This window comes from Actinomycetota bacterium (genome assembly GCA_019347675.1).
Taxonomy (GTDB): Bacteria; Actinomycetota; Nitriliruptoria; order Nitriliruptorales; family JAHWKO01; genus JAHWKW01.
Map to the genome: position 1 here is coordinate 53,111 of JAHWKW010000002.1, position 23,370 is coordinate 76,480.

General features: G+C 72.0%; 24 protein-coding genes, 1 tRNA gene and 2 pseudogenes. 5 read left to right on the forward strand and 22 right to left on the reverse strand.

Annotation, left to right across the window (positions count from 1 at the left end; translation table 11 throughout):
• Nucleotides 1–22 precede the first annotated feature (22 nt).
• The 4 genes and pseudogenes from KY462_01445 to KY462_01460 form a co-directional block, all read right to left on the reverse strand.
• Nucleotides 23–871 (reverse strand): transporter substrate-binding domain-containing protein, encoded by an 849-nt coding sequence (locus tag KY462_01445; protein MBW3576406.1) that lies wholly within the window; start codon nucleotides 869–871, stop codon nucleotides 23–25.
• Nucleotides 872–973: 102 nt separating this feature from the next.
• Nucleotides 974–1,555 (reverse strand): annotated as a pseudogene (locus KY462_01450) (response regulator).
• Between the two features lie 62 nt (nucleotides 1,556–1,617).
• Nucleotides 1,618–1,890, reverse strand: a complete 273-nt coding sequence (locus KY462_01455) for a hypothetical protein (protein MBW3576407.1) — start codon at nucleotides 1,888–1,890, stop codon at nucleotides 1,618–1,620.
• A gap of 141 nt (nucleotides 1,891–2,031) precedes the next feature.
• Nucleotides 2,032–2,105, reverse strand: a tRNA-Leu gene (locus KY462_01460).
• A 134-nt stretch (nucleotides 2,106–2,239) separates the two neighbouring features.
• On the opposite strand from KY462_01460, the gene KY462_01465 reads away from it, so the two are divergent.
• Both KY462_01465 and KY462_01470 read left to right on the forward strand, forming a co-directional pair.
• Complete coding sequence (locus KY462_01465) at nucleotides 2,240–3,625, forward strand: putative glycoside hydrolase (protein ID MBW3576408.1); 1,386 nt, start codon at nucleotides 2,240–2,242, stop codon at nucleotides 3,623–3,625.
• Nucleotides 3,622–4,707, forward strand: a complete 1,086-nt coding sequence (locus tag KY462_01470; protein ID MBW3576409.1) for a polysaccharide deacetylase family protein — start codon at nucleotides 3,622–3,624, stop codon at nucleotides 4,705–4,707. Before KY462_01465 ends, KY462_01470 begins: the two co-directional genes overlap by 4 nt.
• Here the strand turns inward: KY462_01470 and KY462_01475 are convergent.
• The 7 genes from KY462_01475 to KY462_01505 all read right to left on the reverse strand — a co-directional run bounded on the left by KY462_01475 (nucleotide 4,677) and on the right by KY462_01505 (nucleotide 11,902).
• Nucleotides 4,677–5,648 carry an LD-carboxypeptidase gene (locus tag KY462_01475; GenBank protein MBW3576410.1) on the reverse strand — a complete coding sequence of 324 codons (972 nt, stop codon included), beginning with the start codon at nucleotides 5,646–5,648 and terminating at the stop codon, nucleotides 4,677–4,679. The two genes, KY462_01470 and KY462_01475, sit on opposite strands and share 31 nt — an antisense overlap.
• Entirely contained in the window at nucleotides 5,645–7,633 is a 1,989-nt protein-coding gene (locus KY462_01480) for a S9 family peptidase (GenBank protein ID MBW3576411.1), read from the reverse strand. The genes KY462_01475 and KY462_01480 overlap by 4 nt, the downstream gene beginning before the upstream one ends.
• A gap of 28 nt (nucleotides 7,634–7,661) precedes the next feature.
• A complete protein-coding gene (gene trpA, locus KY462_01485) occupies nucleotides 7,662–8,504 on the reverse strand; it encodes a tryptophan synthase subunit alpha (protein MBW3576412.1) in 843 nt (280 codons plus the stop codon).
• Complete coding sequence (gene trpB / locus KY462_01490) at nucleotides 8,501–9,715, reverse strand: tryptophan synthase subunit beta (GenBank protein ID MBW3576413.1); 1,215 nt, start codon at nucleotides 9,713–9,715, stop codon at nucleotides 8,501–8,503. The genes trpA and trpB overlap by 4 nt, the downstream gene beginning before the upstream one ends.
• Nucleotides 9,685–10,494 carry an indole-3-glycerol phosphate synthase TrpC gene (locus KY462_01495; GenBank protein ID MBW3576414.1) on the reverse strand — a complete coding sequence of 270 codons (810 nt, stop codon included), beginning with the start codon at nucleotides 10,492–10,494 and terminating at the stop codon, nucleotides 9,685–9,687. The genes trpB and KY462_01495 overlap by 31 nt, the downstream gene beginning before the upstream one ends.
• Nucleotides 10,491–11,360, reverse strand: coding sequence for a M28 family peptidase (locus KY462_01500; protein MBW3576415.1), 870 nt, complete (start codon nucleotides 11,358–11,360; stop codon nucleotides 10,491–10,493). Before KY462_01500 ends, KY462_01495 begins: the two co-directional genes overlap by 4 nt.
• A gap of 245 nt (nucleotides 11,361–11,605) precedes the next feature.
• Nucleotides 11,606–11,902 (reverse strand): hypothetical protein, encoded by a 297-nt coding sequence (locus KY462_01505; GenBank protein ID MBW3576416.1) that lies wholly within the window; start codon nucleotides 11,900–11,902, stop codon nucleotides 11,606–11,608.
• A gap of 143 nt (nucleotides 11,903–12,045) precedes the next feature.
• Here KY462_01505 and KY462_01510 point away from each other — a divergent pair, with 143 nt between their 5' ends.
• Nucleotides 12,046–12,594, forward strand: a complete 549-nt coding sequence (locus KY462_01510) for an NAD(P)H-dependent oxidoreductase (GenBank protein ID MBW3576417.1) — start codon at nucleotides 12,046–12,048, stop codon at nucleotides 12,592–12,594.
• 19 nt (nucleotides 12,595–12,613) lie between these two features.
• Here the strand turns inward: KY462_01510 and trpE are convergent, their stop codons facing one another.
• From trpE to KY462_01525, 3 genes are all read right to left on the reverse strand, one after another.
• The gene (gene trpE, locus KY462_01515; protein ID MBW3576418.1) at nucleotides 12,614–14,095 is read right to left on the reverse strand and encodes an anthranilate synthase component I; all 1,482 of its coding nucleotides are present in this window, start codon (nucleotides 14,093–14,095) and stop codon (nucleotides 12,614–12,616) included.
• Nucleotides 14,092–14,433 (reverse strand): phosphoribosyl-AMP cyclohydrolase, encoded by a 342-nt coding sequence (gene hisI / locus KY462_01520; protein MBW3576419.1) that lies wholly within the window; start codon nucleotides 14,431–14,433, stop codon nucleotides 14,092–14,094. The genes trpE and hisI overlap by 4 nt, the downstream gene beginning before the upstream one ends.
• A gap of 334 nt (nucleotides 14,434–14,767) precedes the next feature.
• Nucleotides 14,768–15,037, reverse strand: a complete 270-nt coding sequence (locus KY462_01525) for a molybdopterin-guanine dinucleotide biosynthesis protein MobA (GenBank protein MBW3576420.1) — start codon at nucleotides 15,035–15,037, stop codon at nucleotides 14,768–14,770.
• A gap of 52 nt (nucleotides 15,038–15,089) precedes the next feature.
• Between KY462_01525 and KY462_01530 the strand changes: the two are divergent.
• Both KY462_01530 and fdhD read left to right on the forward strand, forming a co-directional pair.
• Nucleotides 15,090–15,179 (forward strand): annotated as a pseudogene (locus KY462_01530) (NTP transferase domain-containing protein).
• Nucleotides 15,180–15,273: 94 nt separating this feature from the next.
• On the forward strand, nucleotides 15,274–16,155 hold the full coding sequence (fdhD, locus tag KY462_01535; protein MBW3576421.1) for a formate dehydrogenase accessory sulfurtransferase FdhD: 882 nt from the start codon (nucleotides 15,274–15,276) through the stop codon (nucleotides 16,153–16,155).
• Here the strand turns inward: fdhD and moaC are convergent.
• From moaC to KY462_01575, 8 genes are read right to left on the reverse strand one after another with little or no spacing between them, the layout of a single operon-like run.
• A complete protein-coding gene (moaC, locus tag KY462_01540; protein MBW3576422.1) occupies nucleotides 16,095–16,667 on the reverse strand; it encodes a cyclic pyranopterin monophosphate synthase MoaC in 573 nt (190 codons plus the stop codon). The genes fdhD and moaC overlap by 61 nt on opposite strands.
• A complete protein-coding gene (locus KY462_01545) occupies nucleotides 16,667–17,929 on the reverse strand; it encodes a molybdopterin molybdotransferase MoeA (protein ID MBW3576423.1) in 1,263 nt (420 codons plus the stop codon). The genes moaC and KY462_01545 overlap by 1 nt, the downstream gene beginning before the upstream one ends.
• Before the next feature lie 9 nt (nucleotides 17,930–17,938).
• Nucleotides 17,939–18,946: a GTP 3',8-cyclase MoaA gene (moaA, locus tag KY462_01550; GenBank protein ID MBW3576424.1), complete on the reverse strand. Its 1,008-nt coding sequence runs from the start codon at nucleotides 18,944–18,946 to the stop codon at nucleotides 17,939–17,941.
• 31 nt (nucleotides 18,947–18,977) lie between these two features.
• A complete protein-coding gene (locus KY462_01555; protein MBW3576425.1) occupies nucleotides 18,978–20,165 on the reverse strand; it encodes a putative sulfate/molybdate transporter in 1,188 nt (395 codons plus the stop codon).
• Complete coding sequence (locus KY462_01560; protein MBW3576426.1) at nucleotides 20,162–20,851, reverse strand: molybdenum cofactor biosynthesis protein MoaE; 690 nt, start codon at nucleotides 20,849–20,851, stop codon at nucleotides 20,162–20,164. The genes KY462_01555 and KY462_01560 overlap by 4 nt, the downstream gene beginning before the upstream one ends.
• Entirely contained in the window at nucleotides 20,848–21,348 is a 501-nt protein-coding gene (locus KY462_01565; protein MBW3576427.1) for a MogA/MoaB family molybdenum cofactor biosynthesis protein, read from the reverse strand. Before KY462_01565 ends, KY462_01560 begins: the two co-directional genes overlap by 4 nt.
• A gap of 19 nt (nucleotides 21,349–21,367) precedes the next feature.
• Complete coding sequence (gene nrfD, locus KY462_01570) at nucleotides 21,368–22,543, reverse strand: polysulfide reductase NrfD (GenBank protein ID MBW3576428.1); 1,176 nt, start codon at nucleotides 22,541–22,543, stop codon at nucleotides 21,368–21,370.
• Complete coding sequence (locus KY462_01575) at nucleotides 22,540–23,331, reverse strand: 4Fe-4S dicluster domain-containing protein (protein MBW3576429.1); 792 nt, start codon at nucleotides 23,329–23,331, stop codon at nucleotides 22,540–22,542. The genes nrfD and KY462_01575 overlap by 4 nt, the downstream gene beginning before the upstream one ends.
• Nucleotides 23,332–23,370 lie beyond the last annotated feature (39 nt).

Below are 23,370 nucleotides of genomic sequence, written 5' to 3' on the forward strand. Positions count from 1 at the left end.
TTGGTGCCGCTGACCGCGGCGCCTACAGCAGGTCGTCGGGCGGATCCTCCCCGAAGTAGCGCCGGTGGATCTCGGCGAACTCGTTGTCGCCCTCGAGATCGTGCAGGACCTCGTTGATCGCGTCGCGCAGTTCGGTGTCGCCTTCCGCCACCGCGAACCCGTACTGCTCACCGGTGGCGAACCGCTCGACGACCACCACCGACTCGTCCTGCGTGGCCTGGTAGGCGTTCACCGGGAAGTCCTGCAGGATCGCGTCGATCTCACCGGCTGTCAGGGCGGTGAACAGCGCGCCGGCGTCCTCGTACGTCGTGATGGTCGCGCCCTCCGGTTTGTTCTCTTGCGCGTATTCCTCGCCGGTCGTGGCGGACTGCACGCCGATGGACTGACCGGCGAGGTCCTGCAGCGACGCATGCGTTTCGCGGTCATCGGTGCGGACCAGCAACGATTGGTCGGCGTTGAAGTACGGGTCGGTGAAGTCGAGGTTCTCGTCGCGCTCGGCGGTGATCGTGATCGCCGACGCGGCCACATCGCACTGGTCGGCCGCCATCGCGGTCCCGCTCCTGATCGCGTCGAAGCTGGTCACCACGACCTCGAGCTGCAGGCCGAGGCGGTCGGAGGAGGCCCGCATCAGGTCGATGTCGTACCCGGTGTACTCGCCGGGTCGCTCGGGGTCTTCGAACTCGAACGGCGCGTAGGGGATGTCGGAGCAGACCGTGAGCACGCCTTCGTTGACGAGGTCGAACGCCGGCGCGGTCCCCGGCGTCCCGGCCGGGCCCGGGGTGGCGGTGGTGTCTCCGTCGCCGCAGGCGGCGACGCTGAGAGCGACGGTGGCGGCCAGCGCCACGGTGCGCAGGCTGATCGGGACGCGCATGGCTCCTCCGGGTCGGTTCGGCGAGGTCGAGCGTAGAACCGGGGCACCCCAGGTCTACGACCCCGGTAGGACCTCGCGAGGAACGCCCCCCGCGCCGGGTCCTCAGCCGGAGGGACGATCGTCACCGCGCAACTCGTCGATGATCTGCTCGGCAACGGCGCGCATGGTCAGGCGCCGTTCCATCGCCTGGCGCTGCATCCAGCGGAACGCCTCGGCCTCGGTCATGCCCTGCGACTCCTGCAGCATCCCCTTGGCGCGCTCCACGAGCTTGCGGGCCTCCAGACGAGCCTCGAGGTCGTCGACCTGAGACTCCAGCCCGGACATCTCCCGGAAGCGCCCCGCGGCGATCTCGACGGCCGGTAGCAGGTCGTGCTTCTGGAACGGTTTGACGAGGTACGCCATCGCGCCAGCGCGGCGAGCCTTCTCGACCAGGTCACGCTGGCTGAAGGCGGTGAGGATGAGCACCGCAGCGAGCCGCTCCCGGGCGATCTCCTCGGCGGCCTGGATCCCGTCCATGACCGGCATCTTGATGTCGAGGATGACCAGCTCCGGTCGGAGCTCGCGGGTCAGGCGGACCGCCGAGGCGCCGTCCGCCACCTCGGCGACGACCTCGAACCCCTCCTCCTCGAGCATCTCCTTGAGGTCCAGGCGGATCAGCGCCTCGTCCTCAGCGATCAGGACCCGCGTCGGGAGCCTGTCGTCCGGGGCCTGCCCGCCTGGCGTCCCCGCCCGCGCGGCGTCCTCGGTCACCTGGTCCCCTCCAGCTCGAGCAGGCGGTCGAGGAGGCGGTCCCGCTCGGCGGCCAGCTCGGCAGCCTCGGCGCGGGTCTCGTCGAGCAGCCGCACGTGCCGGTCGTGGTCCGTCTTCGCCTCGCGCCACTCGCGGTCGGCCAGCGGCGTCTGCGCGACGAGCTTCCGCGTCTCGGCGTCCTCGGCGAGTTCCCGCAGGTACGCGACCTGCTCCTCGAGCACCCGCAGGTTCGCCCGCGTACGGCGGAGACGCTCGTGGACGTTCGCCAACCGCTCGCGGAGCTTGGTCGCATCGCGTGCGGTGCCCGTGGCGCTACTCCCCGAGTGTCACGCGAGCTCGATGGACAGCCCTCGCCCCGCGGGAGCGTAGCCGTCGCCGACCCGAGCGCGAAACAAACCTCGAGCGCGAAGTACCCCGGGTGGGATTCGAACCCACACTGACACGCTCTTGAGGCGCGTGGCTCTGCCGATTGGCCTACCGGGGCACGCCACGAGGATACGGCCTCGCACCCGCCGAGCCACGTGGGGGGTGCTAGGTTCCCGACCCGCCGCCGGGGAGGACGGGGCCACGGCGGCAACATGGGAGGTCCCCGTCGTCGCGGACGGTGATGGGTCGACCATGGTGATCACACCGACGAGGCTGCGTGCGGTGTTCGCCGCGTCCGGCCTCGTCCTCGGATTGTGGCTCACCGGCGTCCAACCGCCCGGGGCCGAGCCAGACCAGGCGTCGAGCGCGGCGACACCCGCCACCCCACCGATCGTGGCGACGGACAGCGAGGAGACGACCGACCCAGCACGGGCAGCGCCCACCGACCCGACCGACGACGCTCCCGCGGCGCAGCTCGCGGCGGCACCCGCGGTCGACCTCACCCCCGAGCTCCTCGGCCGTACCCGTGCGGAGCTGCGGACCTTCCCCGCGGAGTGGCCGATCGTGCGGGGGGTGTACTCGACGATGTGGAGCTTCGCCGGGGAGCGGTGGAACGACCTGATGGACCTGATCCGCACAACCGAGATCAACGCGATCGTCATCGACGTCAAGGATGACAACGGCATGATCGCGTGGAAGGACTCCCGCGTCGCGATCGCGCACGAGTCCGGCGCGGACAGCCACTCGGGCCAGTCCAAAGCGCGTGCGGCTTCGCGGATCCGCCAGCTGCGTCACGCCGGCGGCTACCCGATCGCCCGGATCGTGTGCTTCAAGGACCCGATCGTGGCGGCGGCGAAGCCCGAGCTGGCGATCAAGGCCGCCGGTGGGGGCGTGTGGCGCGACCGCAAGGGCATGGCGTGGCTGGACGCCAACAAGAAGGAGGCGTGGGACTACATCGTCGATCTCGGCCGTGAGGCCGCACGGATGGGCTTCCTCGAGATCCAGTTCGACTACGTGCGCTTCCCCACCGACGGGAACGTCGCCTCAGCCGTGTACGACGACGGCAAGACGGTCGACCCCGCCGCGATCCGGGCGTTCCTCGCCTACGCCCGGGAGCAGCTGCACGCCGAGGGGGTGCGGATCAGCGCCGACATCTTCGGGCTGACCACGTACAAGCAGGAGGGTTCCGGCGACGGTGACGGCACCGGGCAGCTCTTCGAGGACGTGATCAGCGAGGTGGATCACGTCTCACCGATGGTGTACCCGTCGCACTACTACCCCGGGAACTACGGCCTGGCCCGACCGGAGGCGCACCCCTACGAGGTCGTGGTCAACGCCATGCGCGAGGCTCAGGAACGTGTCACCGGCTACCGGGCCAAGGTCCGCCCGTGGCTGGAGGACTTCTCCCTGACCGTCCCGCACCACCCAGGCCGGGTCAGCGATCAGCTCCGTGCGACCTACGACAACGGCATCGAGTCGTGGCTGCTGTGGAACGCGCGGAACCGCTACAGCCGTGAGGCGCTGGCCCCCGTCCTGCGGCCCCGCGCGGTCCAAGCCCCACCGGAGCCTGCCGCGGAGGAGCCACCCGCGGAGACACCCACGCCGTTCGTGATGCTCCGCGGAGGACACATCGAATGATCCGCCGCGCTGTCCTCGCCACCGCTGCGGCCCTCATGGGTGCCTGTTCGGCCGCCCCGGTCGGCATGCAGCCACCCGCCGCCGCGCCCGTCCCCGACGCCACAGCCGCCGTGGATCGCGAGCCGGCTCATCCATCACCGGCCGAACCGGAGGTGACCGTCGTCGAGGTCGCCGACGACGAGCTGGCCGCAGCCGGGGTCAACGAGCTCGGACGGGTGCTGGTCGTCGAGTGGCACGACATCGGCGACCGCGACGGGCGCTGGGAGAACTCGCTGGCCACCTTCCGTGCGCAGCTGCGCGAACTCTACGACCGCGGCTACCGGCCGATCTCGGTCGACGAGTTCATCGACGGGACGTTCCCCATCCCGTTGGGGAGATCACCGGTGCTGCTGACGTTCGATGACTCCTACCGACAGCATTTCTTCTTCGCCGACGATGGCCACACCCCCCACCCCGATTCGGTGGTAGGGATCCTGCAGGCCATGGAGCGCGAGGACCCGACCTGGCGGGCACGGGCGACGTTCGCGTTCTACTGGCCGGTCCCCTTCCGCGACACCGACCGCGACACCATCGAGGCGAAGCTGCGCTACCTGGTCGCCAACGGGTTCGACCTGTCCAACCACACCTACAACCACGACAACCTCGCCGAGCTCACCGACGCCGAGGTGCAGGACAACCTCGCCCGGGCCGAGGCCGAGCTCGCCGAGGTGGTGGGGACCGACTACCGCGTGCGGTCGATCACGCTCACCCAGGGCATCTGGCCCAACAACCGCGAGCTGGCCATGCGCGGGGAGGCGAACGGCGTCCGCTACGAGCACGACATCGCTCTCCTGGTCGGCTTCATGCCGACCCGTTCGCCGCACCACAGCGAGTACGACCCCATGGCGGTGCAGCGGGTCCAGGCGTACGTCCCCGAGTTCGACAAGTGGGTCGAGTGGCTCGACGCCGAGCCGGGCCGCCGCTTCGTCTCCGACGGCGACCCGGCCACGGTGAGCTTCCCGGCGTCGTGGGCCGACGTCGCCCGCCCCCTTCCCGGCTTGGCCCCCCGCAGCTACGCGGAGGCATCGGCGGGGGCGGGCTGACGGGGTCTGGTCGCCGGCTCCAGGAGCGTGAGCGTCCCGGCGTCGGCGTCGAGGCGGGCGCGGACGCCGAGCGGCAGGGCCAGCTGACGGTCGACGTGCCCGATCGGCAGGCCGTGGAGGACGGGGATCCCCAGCCCGGCGACCGCGGCGCGGATGACCGCGGCGGTGGGCATCGACGGGCGGTCGGTCGGTGGGTGGCACCCGACCATCTCGCCGACGACCACGCCGGCGACGTGGTCGAGGATCCCGGCGCGGTGCAGTTGCGTCAGCGACCGGTCGAGCCGGTAGGGCGCCTCGTTGACGTCCTCGATGACGAGGATGGTCCCGTGGGTGTCGGGGGCGTCGCCGGTGCCCACCAGGGCGCACAGGACGCTGAGGTTCCCGCCCAACAGCCGACCCTCGGCGACCCCGCCAACGACCGTCTCGACCGGTGGATCGTCGGGTTGGGTGAGCATCCCGGCGGGGCGCGGGTCGGTGAGGAGTCGGCGCAGGTGCGCGCTGCTTGGACCCCCACCCAGCAGGTGCAGCCGACCCGCGAAGGGACCGTGCACCGTCACCAGGCGCAGACGCTGCCACGCCGCAACCAGCAGAGCGGTGACGTCGCTGAACCCCACGACCAGCTTGGGGTCGTTGCGCAGCGCCTCCCAGTCCAGCCGGTGGAGGATCCGGGTGACGCCGTACCCGCCGCGTGAGGCGATCACGGCCCGGATGCCGGGATCGCGGAACGCGGCGTTGAGGTCGGCGGCCCGGTCCTCGTCGGTGCCGGCGAGGTGGCCGTGCACGTCGTCGACGTGGGGGAACACCACCGGCTGGAGTCCCCACGAGCGCAGCTGAGCCAGACCGCGGTCGAGGCGATCGCGGTGCAGCACCGGGCTGCTCGGCGACACGATCGCGACGCGGTCACCGGGGCCCAGCGCCGGCGGGCGGACCACGTCGGTCACAGCAGGTCGGGGCGCTCCCACGGTCGCCCGCGGAGGTGGTGGTCGAGGAAGGCGAGCACCGTCCGGTACCACAAGCGCGCGTTCTGGGGCTTGGCGATCCAGTGGTGCTCGTCGGGGAAGTACAGCAGCTGAGCGTCGACGCCGTGGCGCGACAGGTCCGTCCACAACCTCAGGGCCTCGCTGATGGGCACGCGGTGGTCGTTCTCGCCGTGGATCACCAGCATCGGGGTCCGGATCGCGCCGACGTGCTGGTGTGGCGACTGCTCGCGGTACCGCCCCGGGTCGACGTAGGGATCGCCGAACTCGCGCTCCCACCACACGCCGAGGTCGGTGGTGCCGTGGAAGCCGTCCAGCGCCCACAGGCTGGCGTGCGTGACGATGGCGCGGAAGCGGTCGGTGTGGCCGGCGATCCAGTTGGCCATGTACCCCCCGAACGAGCCGCCCATCGCCGCGACGCGGGTCGCGTCGATGTCGTCGCGCCCCGCGGCGTGTTCGACCGCGGCGATCACGTCGGTGTAGGGCTCGGCGCCCCACCGTCCCCACCCCCGGCGGATCAGGTCGAGCCCGTACCCCGTCGACAGAGCCGGGTCCGGGCAGAGGACGGCGTAGCCCTGGGACGCCAGGACGTGCGGGTTCCAGCGCCAGTGCCAGCCGTTCCACGTCCCGAGCGGCCCACCGTGGATGAACACCACCAGCGGGGCTGGGCCGGCGGTCGTTGCGGCCGGCGGCAGGACCAGCCACGACCGGATCGACGTGCCGTCCGTGGCGCGCGCGGTGACTCGCTCGACGCGCCCGGGGCCGTGCAGGGCGGCCGCCGGTGAGGGGATCTCGCCCGGGGAGTGCTGATCGGGGGCGGTGGCGTCGAGAACGACCGGGTGCGGAGGACGCTGCATGGTCGCGCGGAGCGCCACCACCCGCTCACCGTCGCGCGTGGCGTCGACGTCGCTGTACGCCCCGCCCGCGGTAAGCCGGGTCACGCGACCGTCGTCGACCGACACGCGGAACACGGGCCGATGTCCGGCCTGGTCGGCGGTGAACAGCAGGGCCGCGCCGTCCGGGGTCCACACCGGCCGGTCGGGCCACAAGTCCACGTCGGCCACCAGCGTCCGCACGTCGCCGCGATCGAGGTCGACCACGACCAGGTTCGTGTCGGTGACCGTCTCCGGGTCACCCTGGAAGGTCCGCAGGCAGGCGACCGCGCGGCCGTCCGGCGAACATCGTGGGTCCGAGTACCAGTGGTCGTCGTGGTGCAGCAGGACACGTCGTTCGCGCGTGGCGACGTCGACGGCCACGAGGTCGAACGTGCGCTGGCGTGGGTCGTCGGCCAGCCGTTGCCAGCTCGTCACCACCGTGGCGCCGTCGGGCGTGACGTCGAAGACGGCGTTGTCGATGGCGAGCTGATCGCCGACGTCGGGGGTGAGGTCGCGGAGCTGGAGGCGGCCCTCGTCGCGGCCGGGGAGCTGCCCGTGCCACAGCCGTCGCTGGCGGGGCCCGAGCCAGTGGTCCCACCAGCGGATGGGGTAGGTGGTGAACAGCAGCGCGCGGACACCGGCGTCGCGTCGGGCGCGGTCCCGGCCGGCGTCGTCCTCCCAGGTCGACGCGCCCGGGTGGATTGGGACGCCCAGGATGACGTGGCCGGCGTCGCGGGCGACGGTCAGTCCGGCGAGGCCACCCGGCGGCTCGGCGACCAGCCGTGCTTCGCCGCCGGCGGTTGGGAGCAGCCACAGGTCGGCGGTGGTGTCGCTGTTCTCGGCGTCGTCGCGGCTGGCCCGTTCCGAGACGAACAGAAGGTCACCGGCGGGCAGGAACGCCGGGCTGGACTCCCCCCGCGGTGACCGGGTCAGTCGCCGGGGCTCGCGGGCGCCGTCGGGATCGAGCTCCCAGAGCGCGCTGGTGTAGCGCTTGCGGTCGTCGTCGGGGGTCGCGACCGCGACGACGAGGCGGGATCCGTCCGGGGACAGCCGCAGGTCGCTCAATCGCGGCATCGCCAGGAACGTGTCGAGGTCGAGCTGTTCAGGCACGCGTGGCTCCGGGGGCGGGGCGGGGCGCCGCGGCGTCGACGCCCGCGCGGAGGGCCCCGACCAGCGCAGCGACCCGGTCGGGCGCGCCGGCAGGGTCGCCGTCGCCGGCGGCACGCACCAACGCCGACCCGACGATGACCCCGTCGGCGTACCCGGCGACGTCACGGGCCTGTTGCGGCGTGGAGACACCGACCCCCACCAGGACCGGGAGGTTGGTGTGTTGGCGGATGCGCGACACCAGGTCGCGGGCCGACCGCCGTACCGCATCGACCCCGGTGACACCGAGCAACCCGGTGGCGTAGACGAACCCGGTCGAGGCCGCCGAGATCGCGGCCAGGCGCGCCTCCGAGCTGACGGACGCAGCGAGGAAGACCGTCTCGAGACCGGCGTCGCGCGCGGCAGCGAGCCAGGATCCGGACTCGCCGGCGGGCAGGTCGGGGAGGATCGCGCCTGACAGCCCCGCGTCGGCGCAGTCGCGGGCGAACGGGGCGAGCCCTCGGACCGCCGCGATCGTGAAGTAGGTCATGACCAGCGCCGGCGCTGGGGTGGCGGCCGTCACGCGGCGCGCCACGTCGAGGAAGTCGTCCACGCGGTAGCCGCGGTCGAGCGCGTGCTGGCAGGCCGCCTGGATGGTGGGCCCGTCCATGATCGGGTCGCTGAACGGGAAGCCGATCTCGAGCAGGTCCGCACCGGCCTCGTCGGCGGCGTGCAGGCACGCCACCGACGTGTCGAGGTCCGGGTAGCCAGCCGGGAGGTAGCACACGAGTGCGCGGCGGTCGTCCCGACGGCGGTCCTCGAGCGTGTCGCGCACGCCGGGTCGGTCGGGTCCGGTCACGCTTCGAGCCCTGTGAGGCGCGCGACCTCGTCGACGTCCTTGTCGCCCCGCCCCGACAAGGTCACCACGATCCGCGCCCCGTCGCCGAAGGCCACACGTCCGTGGTCGAGGAGCCAGCCGATGGCGTGGGCCGGTTCCAACGCCGGGAGGATCCCCTCGAGTTCCGCCAGCGTCCGGAAGGCGCGGAGCGCCTGCTCGTCGGTGGCGGCGACGTACTCGGCCCGGCCAGTGTCCTTCAGGTACGCGTGCTCGGGTCCCACCCCCGGGTAGTCCAGCCCCGCCGACACGCTGTGCGCAGGAAGCACCTGGCCGTCGTCGTCGACCAACGCGAACGAGCGCGCCCCGTGCAGCACCGCCTCACGCCCTTCTGTCAGCGTGGCTGCCGACCGCCCCGAGCCGAGCCCCTCCCCGGCGGCTTCCACGCCGACCAGCCGCACTCCCCGGTGCGGCACGAACGCGTGGAAGCTCCCTATCGCGTTCGACCCGCCGCCGACGCACGCGACGACCGCTTCGGGCAGCCCGCCGACGTGCTCGTCGAACTGGATCAGCGTCTCGTCACCGATGACACGCTGAAGGTCGCGGATCAGGGTGGGGAACGGGTGGGGGCCGACCACGGACCCGATCAGGTAGTGGGTGGTCTCCACGTTCGTCACCCAGTCGCGCATGGCCTCGTTGATGGCGTCCTTCAGGGTCCGGGTCCCGGCCGCGACCGGGATCACCTCGGCTCCCAGCAGACGCATCCGCACAACGTTCAGGCGCTGGCGGCGGCAGTCCTCCTCCCCCATGTAGATCATGCACCGCAGGCCGAACAGGGCGGCGGCGGTCGCGGTGGCCACGCCGTGCTGGCCGGCGCCGGTCTCGGCGATGACCCTCTCCTTGCCCATCCGGACGGCGAGGAGCGCCTGGCCGAGGACGTTGTTGAGCTTGTGGCTCCCGGTGTGGGCGAGATCCTCCCGCTTCAGGTACGTGGCCACGCCCGCTGCCTGTGACAGCCGCTCGGCCAGGTACAGCGGCGTGGGGCGCCCGCCGTAGTCGTGCTGCAGCCGGGTCAGCTCCGCCTCGAACGCGGGGTCGTTCCGCGCGGCCTCCCAGGCGGCCTCGAGCTGTTCGAGGGCGCCGACCAGGGCTTCGGGGACGAACTGTCCTCCGAAGCGGCCGAAGGTTCGGTCCGGGATGGCGTTCACCGGTACTCCGTCGCGGTGGTGGGCGATGCGCCGGCCGAGACGAACAGCGCGACCGCGGCGCGGGGGTCGGGCGCGGTGATCAGCGACTCGCCGACCAGCACCGCGTCGGCACCGGCCAGCGCGATCGCCCGCACGTCCTCGGGTCCGCTCAGGGCCGACTCGGCCACGGTGACGACCGAGTCGGGCAGGGCCGGGCGGACCCGCCCGAAGATCGTCTGGTCGACCTCGAAGGTGTTGAGATCACGGGCGTTGATCCCGACGATCGCGGCGCCCGCCTCGTAGGCGAGGGCAGCTTCCTGTTCGTTGTGGACCTCGACGAGCGCGTCGAGCTGCGCCTCGCGGCACGACTGGAGCAGTCGCTGGGTGTCGTGGGGACCGAGGGCGGCGACGACCAGCAGCACCGCGGAGGCTCCCGCCGCTCGGGCCTCCCACACCTGGTACGGCGCCACGACGAAGTCCTTGCGCAGGGTGGGGATCTCCAGCCGGGCGACCGCCGCCAGGTCGTCGAGGCTGCCCAGGAACCGGTCGGGCTCGGTCAGGACGCTGACCGCCGCGGCGCCGCCGTCACGGTACGCCTCTGCCTGGGCGACCGCGTCGAGCTCGGGCGCGAGGGGCCCGCGCGACGGCGACGCTCGTTTGATCTCGGCGATGACCGCCACGCCCGGCCCGCGCAACGCCACGTCCAGCGAGGGCCCGGGTGCGACCTGCAGCGCCCGTTCGCGGAGGGCGTCGAGCGGCTCGGCGTCCCGCGCGGCGTCGAGCCGGGCGTGGGCGCCGGCGACCAACTCATCGAGGTAACTGCTCACACGACGTCCCGGATGGGCGGGACCAGGGTCGGCGCCATGGTAGTGACTGGCCGCGGCGCGGTACCGGCTACGGCCCTGTCGCGCGGGGCGGGCGTGGCCGGTGCCAGGCCGTTGGCGTCCTGGGGGCCCAGGCTCCGCAGGAACGACAGCGTGAGGTCACCTGCCCGACGCAGATCGGTCGGGCGCAGATGCTCGGGGGTGTCGCGGGGCGAGTGGTAGACCTCGTCGAGGAACGTCCACAGAAGCGCCGCGGGGACGCGGCGGCGGGCGAACGGGCCGTGGTCGCTGATGTCTCCGCGCGTCTGGACCTCGTACCCGGTGAGACCGGTCTCGGCGGCCACGTGCTGCAGCCGCTGGGCGAGGGTGGCCGGGCCGACGTCGGACCAGCAGATACAGGTCACGTCGCCGTTGCCGACCATGTCCACGCTGAGTGCGGCGACCACCCGATCGGCGTGGCCCGCGGCGTAGCGGTCGGACCCGAGGTGGTGCTGGCGAGGCTCGGACGGCTGGTACTCCTCGGCGCCGAACGCGACCAACACCACCGGGACGCCCGTTTCCTCGTCGGCCAGCTCCCGAGCCACGGCCAGCAGCACCCCGACCCCGCTGGCGTTGTCGTTGGCGCCCGGAGACCCCGCCACGGTGTCGTGGTGGCCGCCGACGACCACGTGTGCTCCGCCGCGCGGGTCGAGGTCGCGCCACGCCACCACGTTGGCCGTCACGCCGCCCTGCGGGAGCGGGAACGGTTCCTCGACCACGCTCCAGCCAGCGCCCCCCAACCGGTCGGCGATCAGTTGGCGGGCCTGGCTGTCGGCGGGGCTGCCAGCGGGGCGCGGACCGAGCGCGGTCAGCGCATGCGCGGCTCGCATCGCAGCGTCCGCATCGAACGCCCCGCGGGTCGGTGAGGGTGCGTTTGGGCTCGGGGAGGGCGACGTCTGCGCGGCGGTGGGCGCACCCGCGTCAGAGGCCGTCGCGGTCGGCGACGTGGCCGGCTGGGCGCCGCCCGCGCACGCCACCGCCGCGAGCAGGAGCCCCGAGGCCAAGACGTGGACGGGGCGGGACACCGCCGGATGGTACGAGAAGCGGGGCGCCGGACGCCCCGGAGCGGGCTGGTTCAGAACGTGAGGATCTGGTAGCCCGCCACCACGAGCGAGCGGAAGCTCGGGTGACGTTTGTATTCATCCAGCAGCGTGACACCGGCCTCCCGGACGTCCTCTGTCGCGTCGAAGCTGTCCGCGCAGTAGCTGCACGCGCCCGCGATCGCTCCTCGAACCGACTCGTACAGTCGATGGGCGACGTGGTCGGGGTCGGAGAGCTTGCCGGGCCAGCGGGTTGCGGCACCGTCGAAGATCAGCGTCGCGTCGTCACCCGCCTCCGTGAACTCCCTGACCACCATCATGGCGTTGACCATGCGGGCCAGGTCGTCGTGCGACTCGGTGCCGGCGAACACCACGGTGGCGACCTTCACATCGACCCCTCTTTGTTGCGGACTCCGAGCGTGCCAGCATACGGTCGGGCCGAGGTCATGATCGACCCCCCAGCGCAGGATCCACCATGTCTGACATCTCGATCCTCGGATTCGCCGGGAGTTTGCGGGAGGGCTCCTACAACCGGGCGCTGCTCGACACGGCGGCGGGACGGGCGCCAGAGGGCATGCGCATCGAGATCTTCGATCTCGCGTCGATCCCGCTGTACAACCGTGACGTCGAGGTGCAGGGCGACCCCGAGCCGGTGGCCGAGTTCAAGCGACGCATCGACGCGTCGGATGGCGTGCTCATCGCCACGCCCGAGTACCAGCACGGCATCCCGGGGGTCTTGAAGAACGCGCTCGACTGGGCGTCACGCCCGCCGGGACAGTCGGTCATGGAGGGCAAGCCGGTGGCGATGATGGGGGCGAGCCCGAGCCCGGTCGGGACCGCACGGGCGCACCTGCAGCTGCGGCGCACGCTGCTGTACCTCGAGGCGGACATCGTCAGCACCCCGGAGGTGCTCGTCTCGTCGGCGTCGGAGAAGTTCGAGGACGGCCGTCTCGTCGACGAGGACAGCCTGGGGTTCCTCGACCAGCTCCTCGAGACGTTCGCCGACCACATCCGCCAGCGTTGACGTTGGCGGACCGCGGTGGTCAGCCGGACAGGCGCTCTGCGGCTCGGACCGCGGTGAGGAGCGCCATCGCCTTGCTCCGCGTCTCGGCTTCCTCGGCCGGAGGATCACTGTCGGCGACCACACCGGCGCCCGCCTGCGCGTACGCGACGCCGTCGCGGAGCACCAGCGTGCGGAGCGCGATGCAGGTGTCGACGTTCCCGGACAGGTCGACGTACCCGATGGCGCCTGCGTAGGCCCCGCGGCGGGTGGGCTCGAGCTCGTCGATGATCTCCATCGCCCGCACCTTGGGAGCGCCCGACACCGTGCCGGCCGGGAACACCGCGCGTAGGACGTCGACAGGGGTCACGTCGGCCCGCAGCGTCCCGGTCACTCGGCTCACCAGATGCATCACGTGCGAGTAGCGCTCCACGACCATCAACTCGTCCACGCTGACGGTCCCGACCTCGCAGACCCGGCCGAGGTCGTTGCGGCCCAGGTCCACCAGCATCACGTGCTCGGCGCGTTCCTTGTCGCTGGTGAGTAGTTCGCCTTCGAGGCGACGATCCTCCTCGAGCGTCGGTCCGCGCGGTCGTGTCCCGGCGATCGGCCAGGTCTCCGCACGCCTGCCTTGGACGCGGACCAGGGCCTCCGGCGACGAACCGACGATGTGCAGCTCGCCCAGGTCGAACAGGAAGAGGTACGGTGATGGGTTGATCACACGCAGCATCCGGTACACGTCGAACGGCGATGCGCGGGTCGGCACCCCGAAGCGCTGGCTGGGCACGACCTGGAAGACGTCGCCCGCGGCGATGTGCTCCTTGGCGCGCGCCACCATCGCCTGGTACTGGCCGGGCGTGAGGTTCGACTGGGCATCCTCGACCGGCTCGGTCGACGGAGGCTCAGCCAGGGTGGAGGGCGCGGCGGCGGCCAGACGCGCGACGAGCCCGTCGGTCATGCCGCAGGCCTGGTCGTACTGGTCGCCAGGATCGTCGCCGATCACGACGTTGGTGACGACGGTGAGCTTTTGCAGGAGGTGGTCGACCGCGACGACGTGGCGCGGGAAGAGCATCACGACGTCGGGGATGTGCAGGTCGTCACGGCCGGTGATCGGGATGCGTTCGATCTCGCGGACGGCATCCCAGCCGATGTACCCGACGGCGCCGCTGTGCAGCGGCGGCAGGCCGGGGATCGCCGGGCCGGTCAGCGCACGGGTCACCTTGTCGAGCGCGTCCAGCGGCCCGGTCGCGTCCCGGGCCGCGGCCGGCACGCCACCGTCCCACGACACCGTCCCGTCGCGGCCGCGCAGGATCAGGAACGGCTCCAGCCCAACGAACGAGTACCGGCCCCAACGCTCGCCGTGCTCGGCCGACTCGAGCAGGAAGGACGGCCCCCGACCCGAAAGCTTGGCGTAGACGGACAGCGGGGTCTCGAGGTCTGACAGGATCTCACGCCAGACCGGCACGACCGCGTGGTCACCAGCCAACCGTAGGAACTGCTCGCGCGACGGCCGGTGACTGGTCACTTGCCGTCGACCGCCCCCTCGGCCAGGTCACGGTGGAAGCAGGTTCGTTCGCCGGTGTGGCAGGCCGGGCCGCTCCCGGCGTCGACCAGGACCAGAAGGGTGTCCCCGTCGCAGTCGGCCAGGATCTGCTGCACCTTCTGGATGTTCCCGGAGGTCGCGCCCTTGTGCCACAGCTCCTGCCTGGACCGTGACCAGAACACCGTCTCGCCGCGCTCGAGGGTGAGGGCGAGGGACTCGTCGCTCATCCACGCCACCATCAGCACCTCGCCGGTGTCGTGTTGCTGCACCACCGCGGGGATCAACCCGCGGTCGTCGAACCTCAGGTCGGTGATCGACAACGGCATCCGGTCTCCGGGCTGGCGCGGTCACGCAGCGTACTTGACCGCCTATCTTCGTTCCCACGACCGCTGACCCACTCTCCCTGCGCTTCTTTTTAAGCGCCCATCGGCTCGATCCGCCCGTGGGCCCGACGGCGCGGTGTGGACGCGAGCCGGGCGTGCGACTCGGCGACCAGCGCGGCGCGGATCGAGGCCGTGGCCGCGTCGGTCCGTCGGCGGGCGAGAACGGCATCACGGATTGAGGCGTGACCGCGATCGGCGCCAGCAGGGATGCGGCCGAGCGTGGCCGATGGGTTGGAAATGACCGGATGGGTTCGGCGGGTCGCGTTCGCCATCACGGGGACGCCGGGCCGCGTCGGGCGTTGGTGTCTTCGCCTCCGAGGAGAGCCTGGGCAGCGACCACGGCGTCCCGCAGCGCCTCTTCGCGTGCACCGTCGGCTCGGCTGCCCGCCAGTACCCCCGCGAGGAAGGTGGATAGGGGTGCGAAGCGTCGCTCCGATGCGTGGGCGACCTCGCGGGCGAGCGCGAGCAGTGTCCGCTGCTCCTCTTCGGTGAGCGGCGCGACGCCGAGCGTGTGGGCGTAGCTGTCCAGCCAGTCGTGCATCGCGGCCCCGTCTCGTCGCTGAGGCGTAGGGTAGGAGTGCAACGATGTGCAGATGCCTGCGGTGAGCGGCCTGGTCCTCGCCGGGGGGACGAGCCGTCGTATGGGCCGGGACAAGGCGATGGTGTGCGTGGACGGCGAACCGTTCGCGGATCCGGCGGTGCTGGCTTGGATGCGGCGGCAGTGGCGAGGCGGGGCGGTTCTCCGGATGGCACGACGGCGGCCGAGGACCTGGCGCGATGAGCGACCTGCCGCGACCGGGTCCCCGCGTCCGCGTGGTTGTGGCCCGCCACGAGGCTGGTCGCCGCCAGGAGCGGGCGGACGTCGTCGCCACCGAGGAACCGCTGGAGATCCGGCTCACCTCCCGCACGGGGGCGGTGCAGCGGCTCGCAGTGACGATGCGGACACCGGGCGCGGATTTCGAGCTCGCCGTTGGGTTCCTCGTCGGGGAGGGCGTCATCGCCGGAGGAGACGCCGTCGCGTCGGTCCGGTACTGCGTCGACCGTGGTCTCGACGAGGACCAGCGCTTCAACGTCGTGACGGTCAACCTCGACCGTCCGGAGCTGCCCGACCTCCGCGGTCTCGAACGGCACTTCACCACGACGAGCGCCTGCGGCGTCTGTGGTCGTAGCTGCCTCGAGTCGCTGGAGACACGCGGCACGAGTATGGCGGCGCCCGGCCCGGTGATACCTTCCGAGACGCTGACGTCCCTGCCTGGACGGCTGCGTGCGGCGCAGCCCGTCTTCGACCGGACGGGAGGACTGCACGCGGCGGCGTTGTTCACCGCCGCCGGTGAGCTCGTTGCGGTCCGTGAGGACGTGGGCCGGCACAACGCCATGGACAAGCTCGTCGGCTGGGCGGCGTTCCAAAAGCGCCTACCGCTTGAAGGTCACCTCGTGCTCGTCTCCGGGCGGGCGAGCTACGAGCTCGTGCAGAAAGCCGCGACGGCGGGCGTACCGGTGCTGGCAGCGATCTCCGCTCCGAGCAGCCTCGCCATCGAGATCGCCGAGAGGTTCGGTCTCACCCTCGTTGGCTTCCTCCGCGACGATCGCTTCAACGTCTACTCGGGCGAGGATCGCATCGGCCCGGCGCAGTCGCTGTCACGTCGGGCCGCCACCTGACGGGCCGGCTCGCCGACGGCCGATCGGTCGTGGGTGTGATCCTCGTGCCAGTCGCCGCTCGCACCGCCGGTCTTGTCGACCAGACGGAGGTCGGTGATGCGCACGCCGCTTTCGACGGACTTCACCATGTCGTAGACGGTGAGCGCCGCAACCGCGGCGGCGGTGAGCGCCTCCATCTCCACCCCTGTGCGGTCGGTGGCGTGAGCGTCGGCGACGATGTCGACGGTGCCAGCGTCGGGTTCCACGTCCACGTCGATGTGAACATGGGTGAGGGAGACGGCGTGACAGAGGGGGATGAGGTCGGACGTGCGCTTGGCCGCCTGGATCCCGGCGATGCGGGCGATGGCAACGACGTCGCCCTTCGGTAGGCGCCCGTCGGCGATGAGACGGACGGTCGCCGGCGAGCACGCGACGCGGCACGCCGCTCGGGCGGTGCGGTGGGTGATGTCCTTGGCGCCGACGTCGACCATGCGCGCCTGGCCGGCGTCGTCCAGGTGCGACGGTCGGGTCATCACTGGTCCGACAGCAGGTGCACGCGGACGGCTTCCCCCTCGGCGATCCTCGGACGGTCCGCGGGTACCTCCGCCAGAGCGTCCGCGTCGGCCAGAGCTCTCAGCATGTGCGAACCCTGGCCGCCACACGGCTCGGCTTCCAGGCCGGATGAGGTCTCCCGCAGGCGGACACGCAAGAAGGTGCGTCGCCGCGCGGAGCCGCGCAGATCGCGGGCCGCGGTGGCCCACAGAGACGGGCGGGCCAGCTGCCTCCTGCCGTGCAGGGTCCGTAGGATCGGGACCGCGAACATCTCGAAGGAGACGAACGCCGACACGGGATTGCCGGGCAGGCCGAGGACGGTGGTGGTGCCGATGCGCGCGTGCACCTGGGGCTTGCCGGGTTTCATGGCGAGCTTCGCCGTGCGTGTCTGCCCCAGCGAGGCGAGCGCCTCCGGCAGGTGGTCGTAGCGCCCGGCGCTCACGCCACCGGTGACGAGCACGAGGTCGGCGCTGGCCGCAGCCTCGGACAGCGCGTCGCGGAGGACCGCGGGGTCGTCGGCGATCGGGCCCCGGGCGTGAGCGTGTGCGTCCTCCCCCGTCGCGCAGGCGACGAGCATCGGACCGTTCGAGTCGTACAGCTGCCCCGGCCCGAGGGCCCGTCCGGTTGGCACGACCTCATCGCCGGTTGACAGCACGACCACCCGCGCGCGGCGGTGGCAGTCCACGGTCACCGCACCGACCGCCGCGAGCAGCGCGAGGATCCGTGCGTTGACGCGCGTACCCGCGACGACGACGACCTGGCCCGCGCGGACGTCCTCGCCGATCCCGCGGACGTGCTCGCCCGTCCGTGGTGCCCGGTGGATGAACACGGTGCCGTCCCGCTCGGTGGTCACCTCCACGGGGATCACCGTGTCGGCGCCACCAGGCACGGGTGCGCCAGTCATGATGCGCAGGGCCGTGCCCGCCCGGAGCTCGGGGAGGTGGGGTGAGCCGGCGGCGATCTCACCGGCGACGTCGAGCGCGACGGGATGCTCCCCGGAGGCGGTGTCGACGTCGGCTGCACGGACCGCGTAGCCGTCCATCGCCGCGTTCGGGAAGCCGGGCAGGTCCACACCGGCTGCGACGTCGCGGGCGAGGGTGCGGCCGATCGCGTCGTGGACGGGGACGGGTTCGACCGGCAACGGCGCGACCCCCGTCAGGACGTGGTCGCGGTAGGCCTCGAGCGGTTCCGGCTCGCCGACCTCGGTCACCGTCGTGCGCGCCAAGCCTCGGAAGGGGGACACTGCGTCTCCTCAGCCGCCGATGTAGGACATCTCGACCCGGCCGTCGCGGGCCTCCACGGGTGCGCGCAACTCCGAATACCGGTCGTCCCGGCGCGTCCAGATGCGCGCGATCGTCGCCGCGAGGCGCTCGTCGTCGGCTCCGGAGCGCAGGATGGCGCGCAGGTCGTGCCCACGCGAGGCGAACAGGCAGGTGAACAGCTCGCCGACGGGGGACAGTCGCACCCGCACGCAAGATCCGCAGAACGGTCGGCTCACCGAGGCGATGACGCCGAACTCACCGGCCCCGTCGAGGTAGCGGTAGCGGGTGGCGACCTCGCCAGGCACCGTTGGAGACACCGGTGCGGCGGGGAAGCGGGAGGTCACCCGCTCGACGATCTCACTGGCCGGCACCACGTCGTCGACGGCCCAATGGTTGGTGGTGCCCACGTCCATGTACTCGATGAATCGGATCGTGAGTCCGTGGTCGCGTCCGAACCGTGCGAGGTCGACCAGGTGGCTGTCGTTCATCCCGCGACGGACCACGGTGTTGACCTTCACCGGGCGCAGCCCCGCCCGGTGGGCAGCGGCCAACCCGTCGAGGACCCGGGCGACGGGGAAGCGGCTGTCGCTCATCGCGGTGAAGGTGTCGGGGTCGAGCGCGTCGAGGCTGACGGTGACCCGTCGCAGGCCGGCGGCAACGAGCCCGTCGGCGTGGGCGGCCAGCAGGATGCCGTTCGTGGTGATCGCGACGTCCTCGATGCCCGCCACGTCGGCAAGCATCGCGACGAGCCGCGGCAGGTCCCGCCGCAGCAGGGGTTCGCCGCCGGTGAGACGGATCTTGCGCACGCCGAGCGTCGCGCAGATCGTCGCGATGCGGGTGATCTCCTCGAAGGTCAGCAGCTGGGAGCGGTCGACGAAGGCGAAGTCCGCCCCGAACGCCTCGCGGGGCATGCAGTACGGGCAGCGGAGGTTGCACCGGTCGGTGACGGAGACGCGCAGGTCACGCAGCGGACGACCGAGCGCATCGTTCGTCGTCATCGGGGCCTCCTCCGCGCGGTCCACGGCGAGACTACGCGCCGGTCCGGGCGGTCGGCAGCGCAGGTGCCGTCGGCGCCAGCACGCGCGGGGCGTGCGCGAGGACGAGCGCCACCGCGGTGGCGACGGCGAGGTTGCCGGTGGCCAGCCCGATGCCGCCAGCCACGAGGGCATGGGTCAAGTCGCGTCCCCGGAGGTCGGCGACGAGGAGCGCGTGGCGCAGGCCGGCGTAGGCGAGGAACCCACCGAGCGCCCAGACCGGCAGGGCCCCGAACAACGCGAGCACCTGTCGGGGGAGGGTGATGCCGACGACGAGGAGAGTTGCGCCTAGCACGACGTTCATACCGGCGTTGCGCGCACCGAGCCGCACGTGCGCCGTGAAGCCGCTCGAGCCGTGGCACATCGGCATCCCGCCGAGGAAGGCCGAGCCGACGTTCGCCAATCCGGCGGAGATCGCGACGCGCGACGGCGTCACCCGACCGGCGCGGTCGCCGAAGTGCTCGCGGGCGAGGTCACTCACCCCGACGACGGCGTTGCCGAACGTCAGCGGGAGCTGCGGCACGACGAGGAGCGCGAACGCCGCCGGGAGCGCCCCAAGGTCCGGCATCGCCGGCACCGGAATCGACGGCGAGATCACACCGAGCTGCGGTGCGGCGGCCGCCACCGAGACGACCGTGCCGACGGCGACGCCGGCGACCCCGGTCCCGTACCAACGGCGCCACGCGACCACCGCGACGACCGTCGTGGCGACGACGAGCAACCAGAGGCCCCGCGCGGGCGGCGGCGGCCTGGTGAACACCGGCGGCGGAGCCGCGACGAGCCGCAGCGCCGACAGCACCAGCAGGCCTCCCACCCCCAACTGCAGCGAGCGGATCACGGGCTTGGTGAACCACGCGGCAAGCCGTGGGGTCCACCCGGTCGCCGTCAGCAGCAGCAGGCAGACCCCGACGAGCAGCCCGCCGGCGTGCACGAGATCGGCGGACAGGCCCTGACCAACGGCGATGGCGGTGAGCGCCTTCAGGGGCTGAACCGGCCACGGCAGCCGGAAGCGGAGTCCCGACAGGATCACAAGGAGCCCTGCTGCGACGAGCACCGGTCCGGGGCGCAGGCCGTTCACGACGATGAGGGCGGCGCTGAGCGGGACGAACACCCCGAGATCGGCGACCGCGCCGGACAGGTCACCGACCGTGGGTCGCACGGACCTGCCGACGGTGGGCGTCATCGTTGCTCGTCGTCGACGCCGACCCACCGTGCGCCGTCGGCGGCGACCTCACGCTTCCAGACGGGGACGCGGTCCTTCACCGCCTCGAGCGCGTACCGGCATGCCTGGAAGGCCTCCTGGCGGTGCGGAGCCGAGCAGGCGACCGCGACGGTGTGGGCACCCACCGGCAGGTCACCGACCGCGTGGACCATCGCCACGCCGCGCACGGCCGGCCACCGCTGGATGACCTCCTCCGCGATGGTGCGCATCGTCGCCGTCGCCATCTCCCCGTACGAGCTGTACTCGAGGCGCTCCACCGCGGAGAACCACTCCGAGTGGTTACGGACGGTCCCGAGGAACAGCACCGTGGCACCGGCCGCATCCGAAGACACGGCCGACAGCACCTCGTCGACGGGCAGGTCCGCGTCGCGGACGTCGACGAGCACCCGCGGGTCATCGTCCGCACCACCGGCGACCGGTGGGAGGACCGCGATCTCGTCACCGTCGCTGATCGGGAGCCCGTCGGAGGCGATCTCGAGGTTGACCGCGACCTGCGACCGCTCCACGATCGCGGCCGCGTCCGGTAGCCGCCGGCTGAGCTTCGCGATGAGCTCGCCGACGGTGACGACGCCTTCGACGTCGATGTGGAGCTCGCGGGCGCCGGCGCGCTCCGCGAGAGCCCCGAACAGCCGCACCCGCAGTGTCACGTCGTGGTCTCCGCCCGGTGCGCGGTCTCCCCCGCCAGCAGCTGGAGAGCGTGCGGGACGGTGCCGAGGACCGCGGTGAGCGACTCGCGGGCCCCGCGCACGCTGCCGGGGAGGTTGACCACCAAGGTCGTACCGATGGTGCCGGCGCGTCCCCGGGACAGGTCCGCCAGCGGCGTGGAGACCCGGCCAGCGGCGCGCATCGCCTCGGCGAGTCCCGGCACCTCACGGTCGACGACGTCCCCGGTCGCCTCAGGGGTGACGTCCCTCGGTCCGAGGCCGGTGCCGCCCGTGGTCACCACGAGGCAGGCGAGGTCGGCCAGTTCGGTCAGGTCACGGACGATGCTGGCCCGTTGGTCGGCGACCGTGCGGCGCGCGACCACCTCGAACCCGGCGTGCTCGAGCAGTTCCACGACGGTGTCACCGGAGCGGTCCTCCCGCGTCCCGGCCGCGACGCCGTCGCTCACCGTGAGCACCGCGGCCGTCCGTGTCGGGCTCACCGGGGCCACGTGACGCCCGTCAGCGTGTCGGCTCGGGCAGTGCGCGGCGGTTGCCGGCGCCGACGACCGCGGGACGGTCGGTGACCTGGGCGGCGCCGTGCCCGGCGCGCTGGTGGCGGAACGTCGCCCGCGGATCGCGGGCGGAGCGTGTCCCGGCGTGGAAGACGGCGAACCGCAGGCTCACCGTTCCCATCGTTCCCGCCACCCCCGCCACCGCACGGTTGAGGCGCGACGAGCCCGGCAGCAAGCGCAGCGCGAGGCTCGTCGCGGTCGCTGCCTTCGCCAGGCGCCACATCGCCCCTGATGCGCCGTCGTGGTACGGCTCCCCCACCTGCTCCCGATCGGCCTGCTTCTCGACGAACTTCCCGAGCAGCAACTCACCGAGCGCGCCGACGATACCGAAGTTGCGGACGACACGGCTCTCCTCATCGTTGAGGTCCATCAGATCCAAGGCGGATGCCGCGGCGAGCACCGCCGAGGCCATGAACAGCGGCGGGAGGCTGCGGCGCGCGCACTGCCAGGCGGGTACCGCGGTGTTCGCGACGAGCACGCCCGTGTAGCCCGCGAGTGGCGGACCCAGCAGCCCCGCCCCGATGGTCGTGCCATCCTCGACGAGACCGAATATCCGCCGCGAACCGTGGCCGTCGAGCCGCGAGCGCAGCAACCGTGCGGCGACGGCCGCCGAGCCCAGCCCGGCGCTGGCAGCCAGCACCCACGATCCGACGCTCATCGGTGACGTCGGCCGGAAGACACGGAGCATGTTCAGGAAGCGCTTCGGGCGTCCGAGGTCCTCGATGAGCAGGCCCGTGCCGACCGTCGTCCCGAGTGCGGCCATCCACCGGCAGCGGTCCACCAGACCGACGAGCTCATCGTCGGAGCGTGCCACCGCGGCCAGCAGCGCCGCCGCGCCGGCCAGGCCCCCGACGTAGAAGTACGCCGGCACCGACCAGATCCACACCGGCTCCTTCAGCACCGGTCGGTCGAAGTAGGTGACGTCACCGGTTGCGGCAGCCCGACCGTCGGCCGACGGCTTGCGATGCCAGACGTCGTAGGGCGACGGGCCGGCGAGCTCGTCACCGTGGGCACGGGTCCCGGGCTCGATCCGCATCCGAGAGCCGACACCTTCGAGTACGCCGACCTGCGGATCGATGTCCCGACGCTGGCCCGTCGTGCCGACCGGTCCGTCGCTGGTCACGACGACCTCCTCGCCGCGAGCACCGCACCGACCGCCGCGGCGAGCATGCCGACCGTCCCCGCAGCGACCCCCGCCCAGGACTGGAGCTGCTTCTTCGTGGGCACCACCGGATCCGGTGGGAGGTTGTACACCTCGGGCTCGTCCACGAGCAGGAAGAAGGCGTTCAGCCCCTCCGTGCCCGGCTGGTTCGCCACGTCGACCCCGTACAGGTACGCCTCGGTCACCCCCCGCCCGTGGAGCGTCTCGACGCGTTCTGCAGCGATGACCCGTAGCTCATCGATGTCGCCGTAGATGATCGAGTCGGTGGGACACGCCTTGGAACATGCGGGTTCCATGCCGTCCTGGAGCCGGTCGTAGCAGAGCGTGCACTTCCAGGCGCGGCCGTCGTCGGGACGACGGTCGACGACCCCGAAGGGGCAGGCCGGGATGCAGTACCCGCAGCCGTTGCAGACGTCGGGCTGGATGAACACCGAGTCGAACTCCGTGCGCACGATCGCGCCGGTGGGACAGACCTCCAGGCAGCCCGCCCGCTCGCAGTGCTTGCAAACGTCCGACATGAGCAGCCACGAGAAGTCGCCGAACCCGGTGGACTGCCCGGACAGCGGCACCGGCCGTTCGACGAACGCGACGTGACGCCAAGTGGTCGCACCCAGGTCGAGCGTGTTGTCGTAGCTCATCCCTGTGAAGAAGAAGCCGTCGTCGGGGAGTTGGTTCCACTGCTTGCAGGCGACCTCGCACGCCTTGCAGCCGATGCAGACGGTGGTGTCGGTGAAGAATCCCGTCGCCATGTCACCCGTCCTTCACGTCGGGGCAGCGGTCGGGACCCA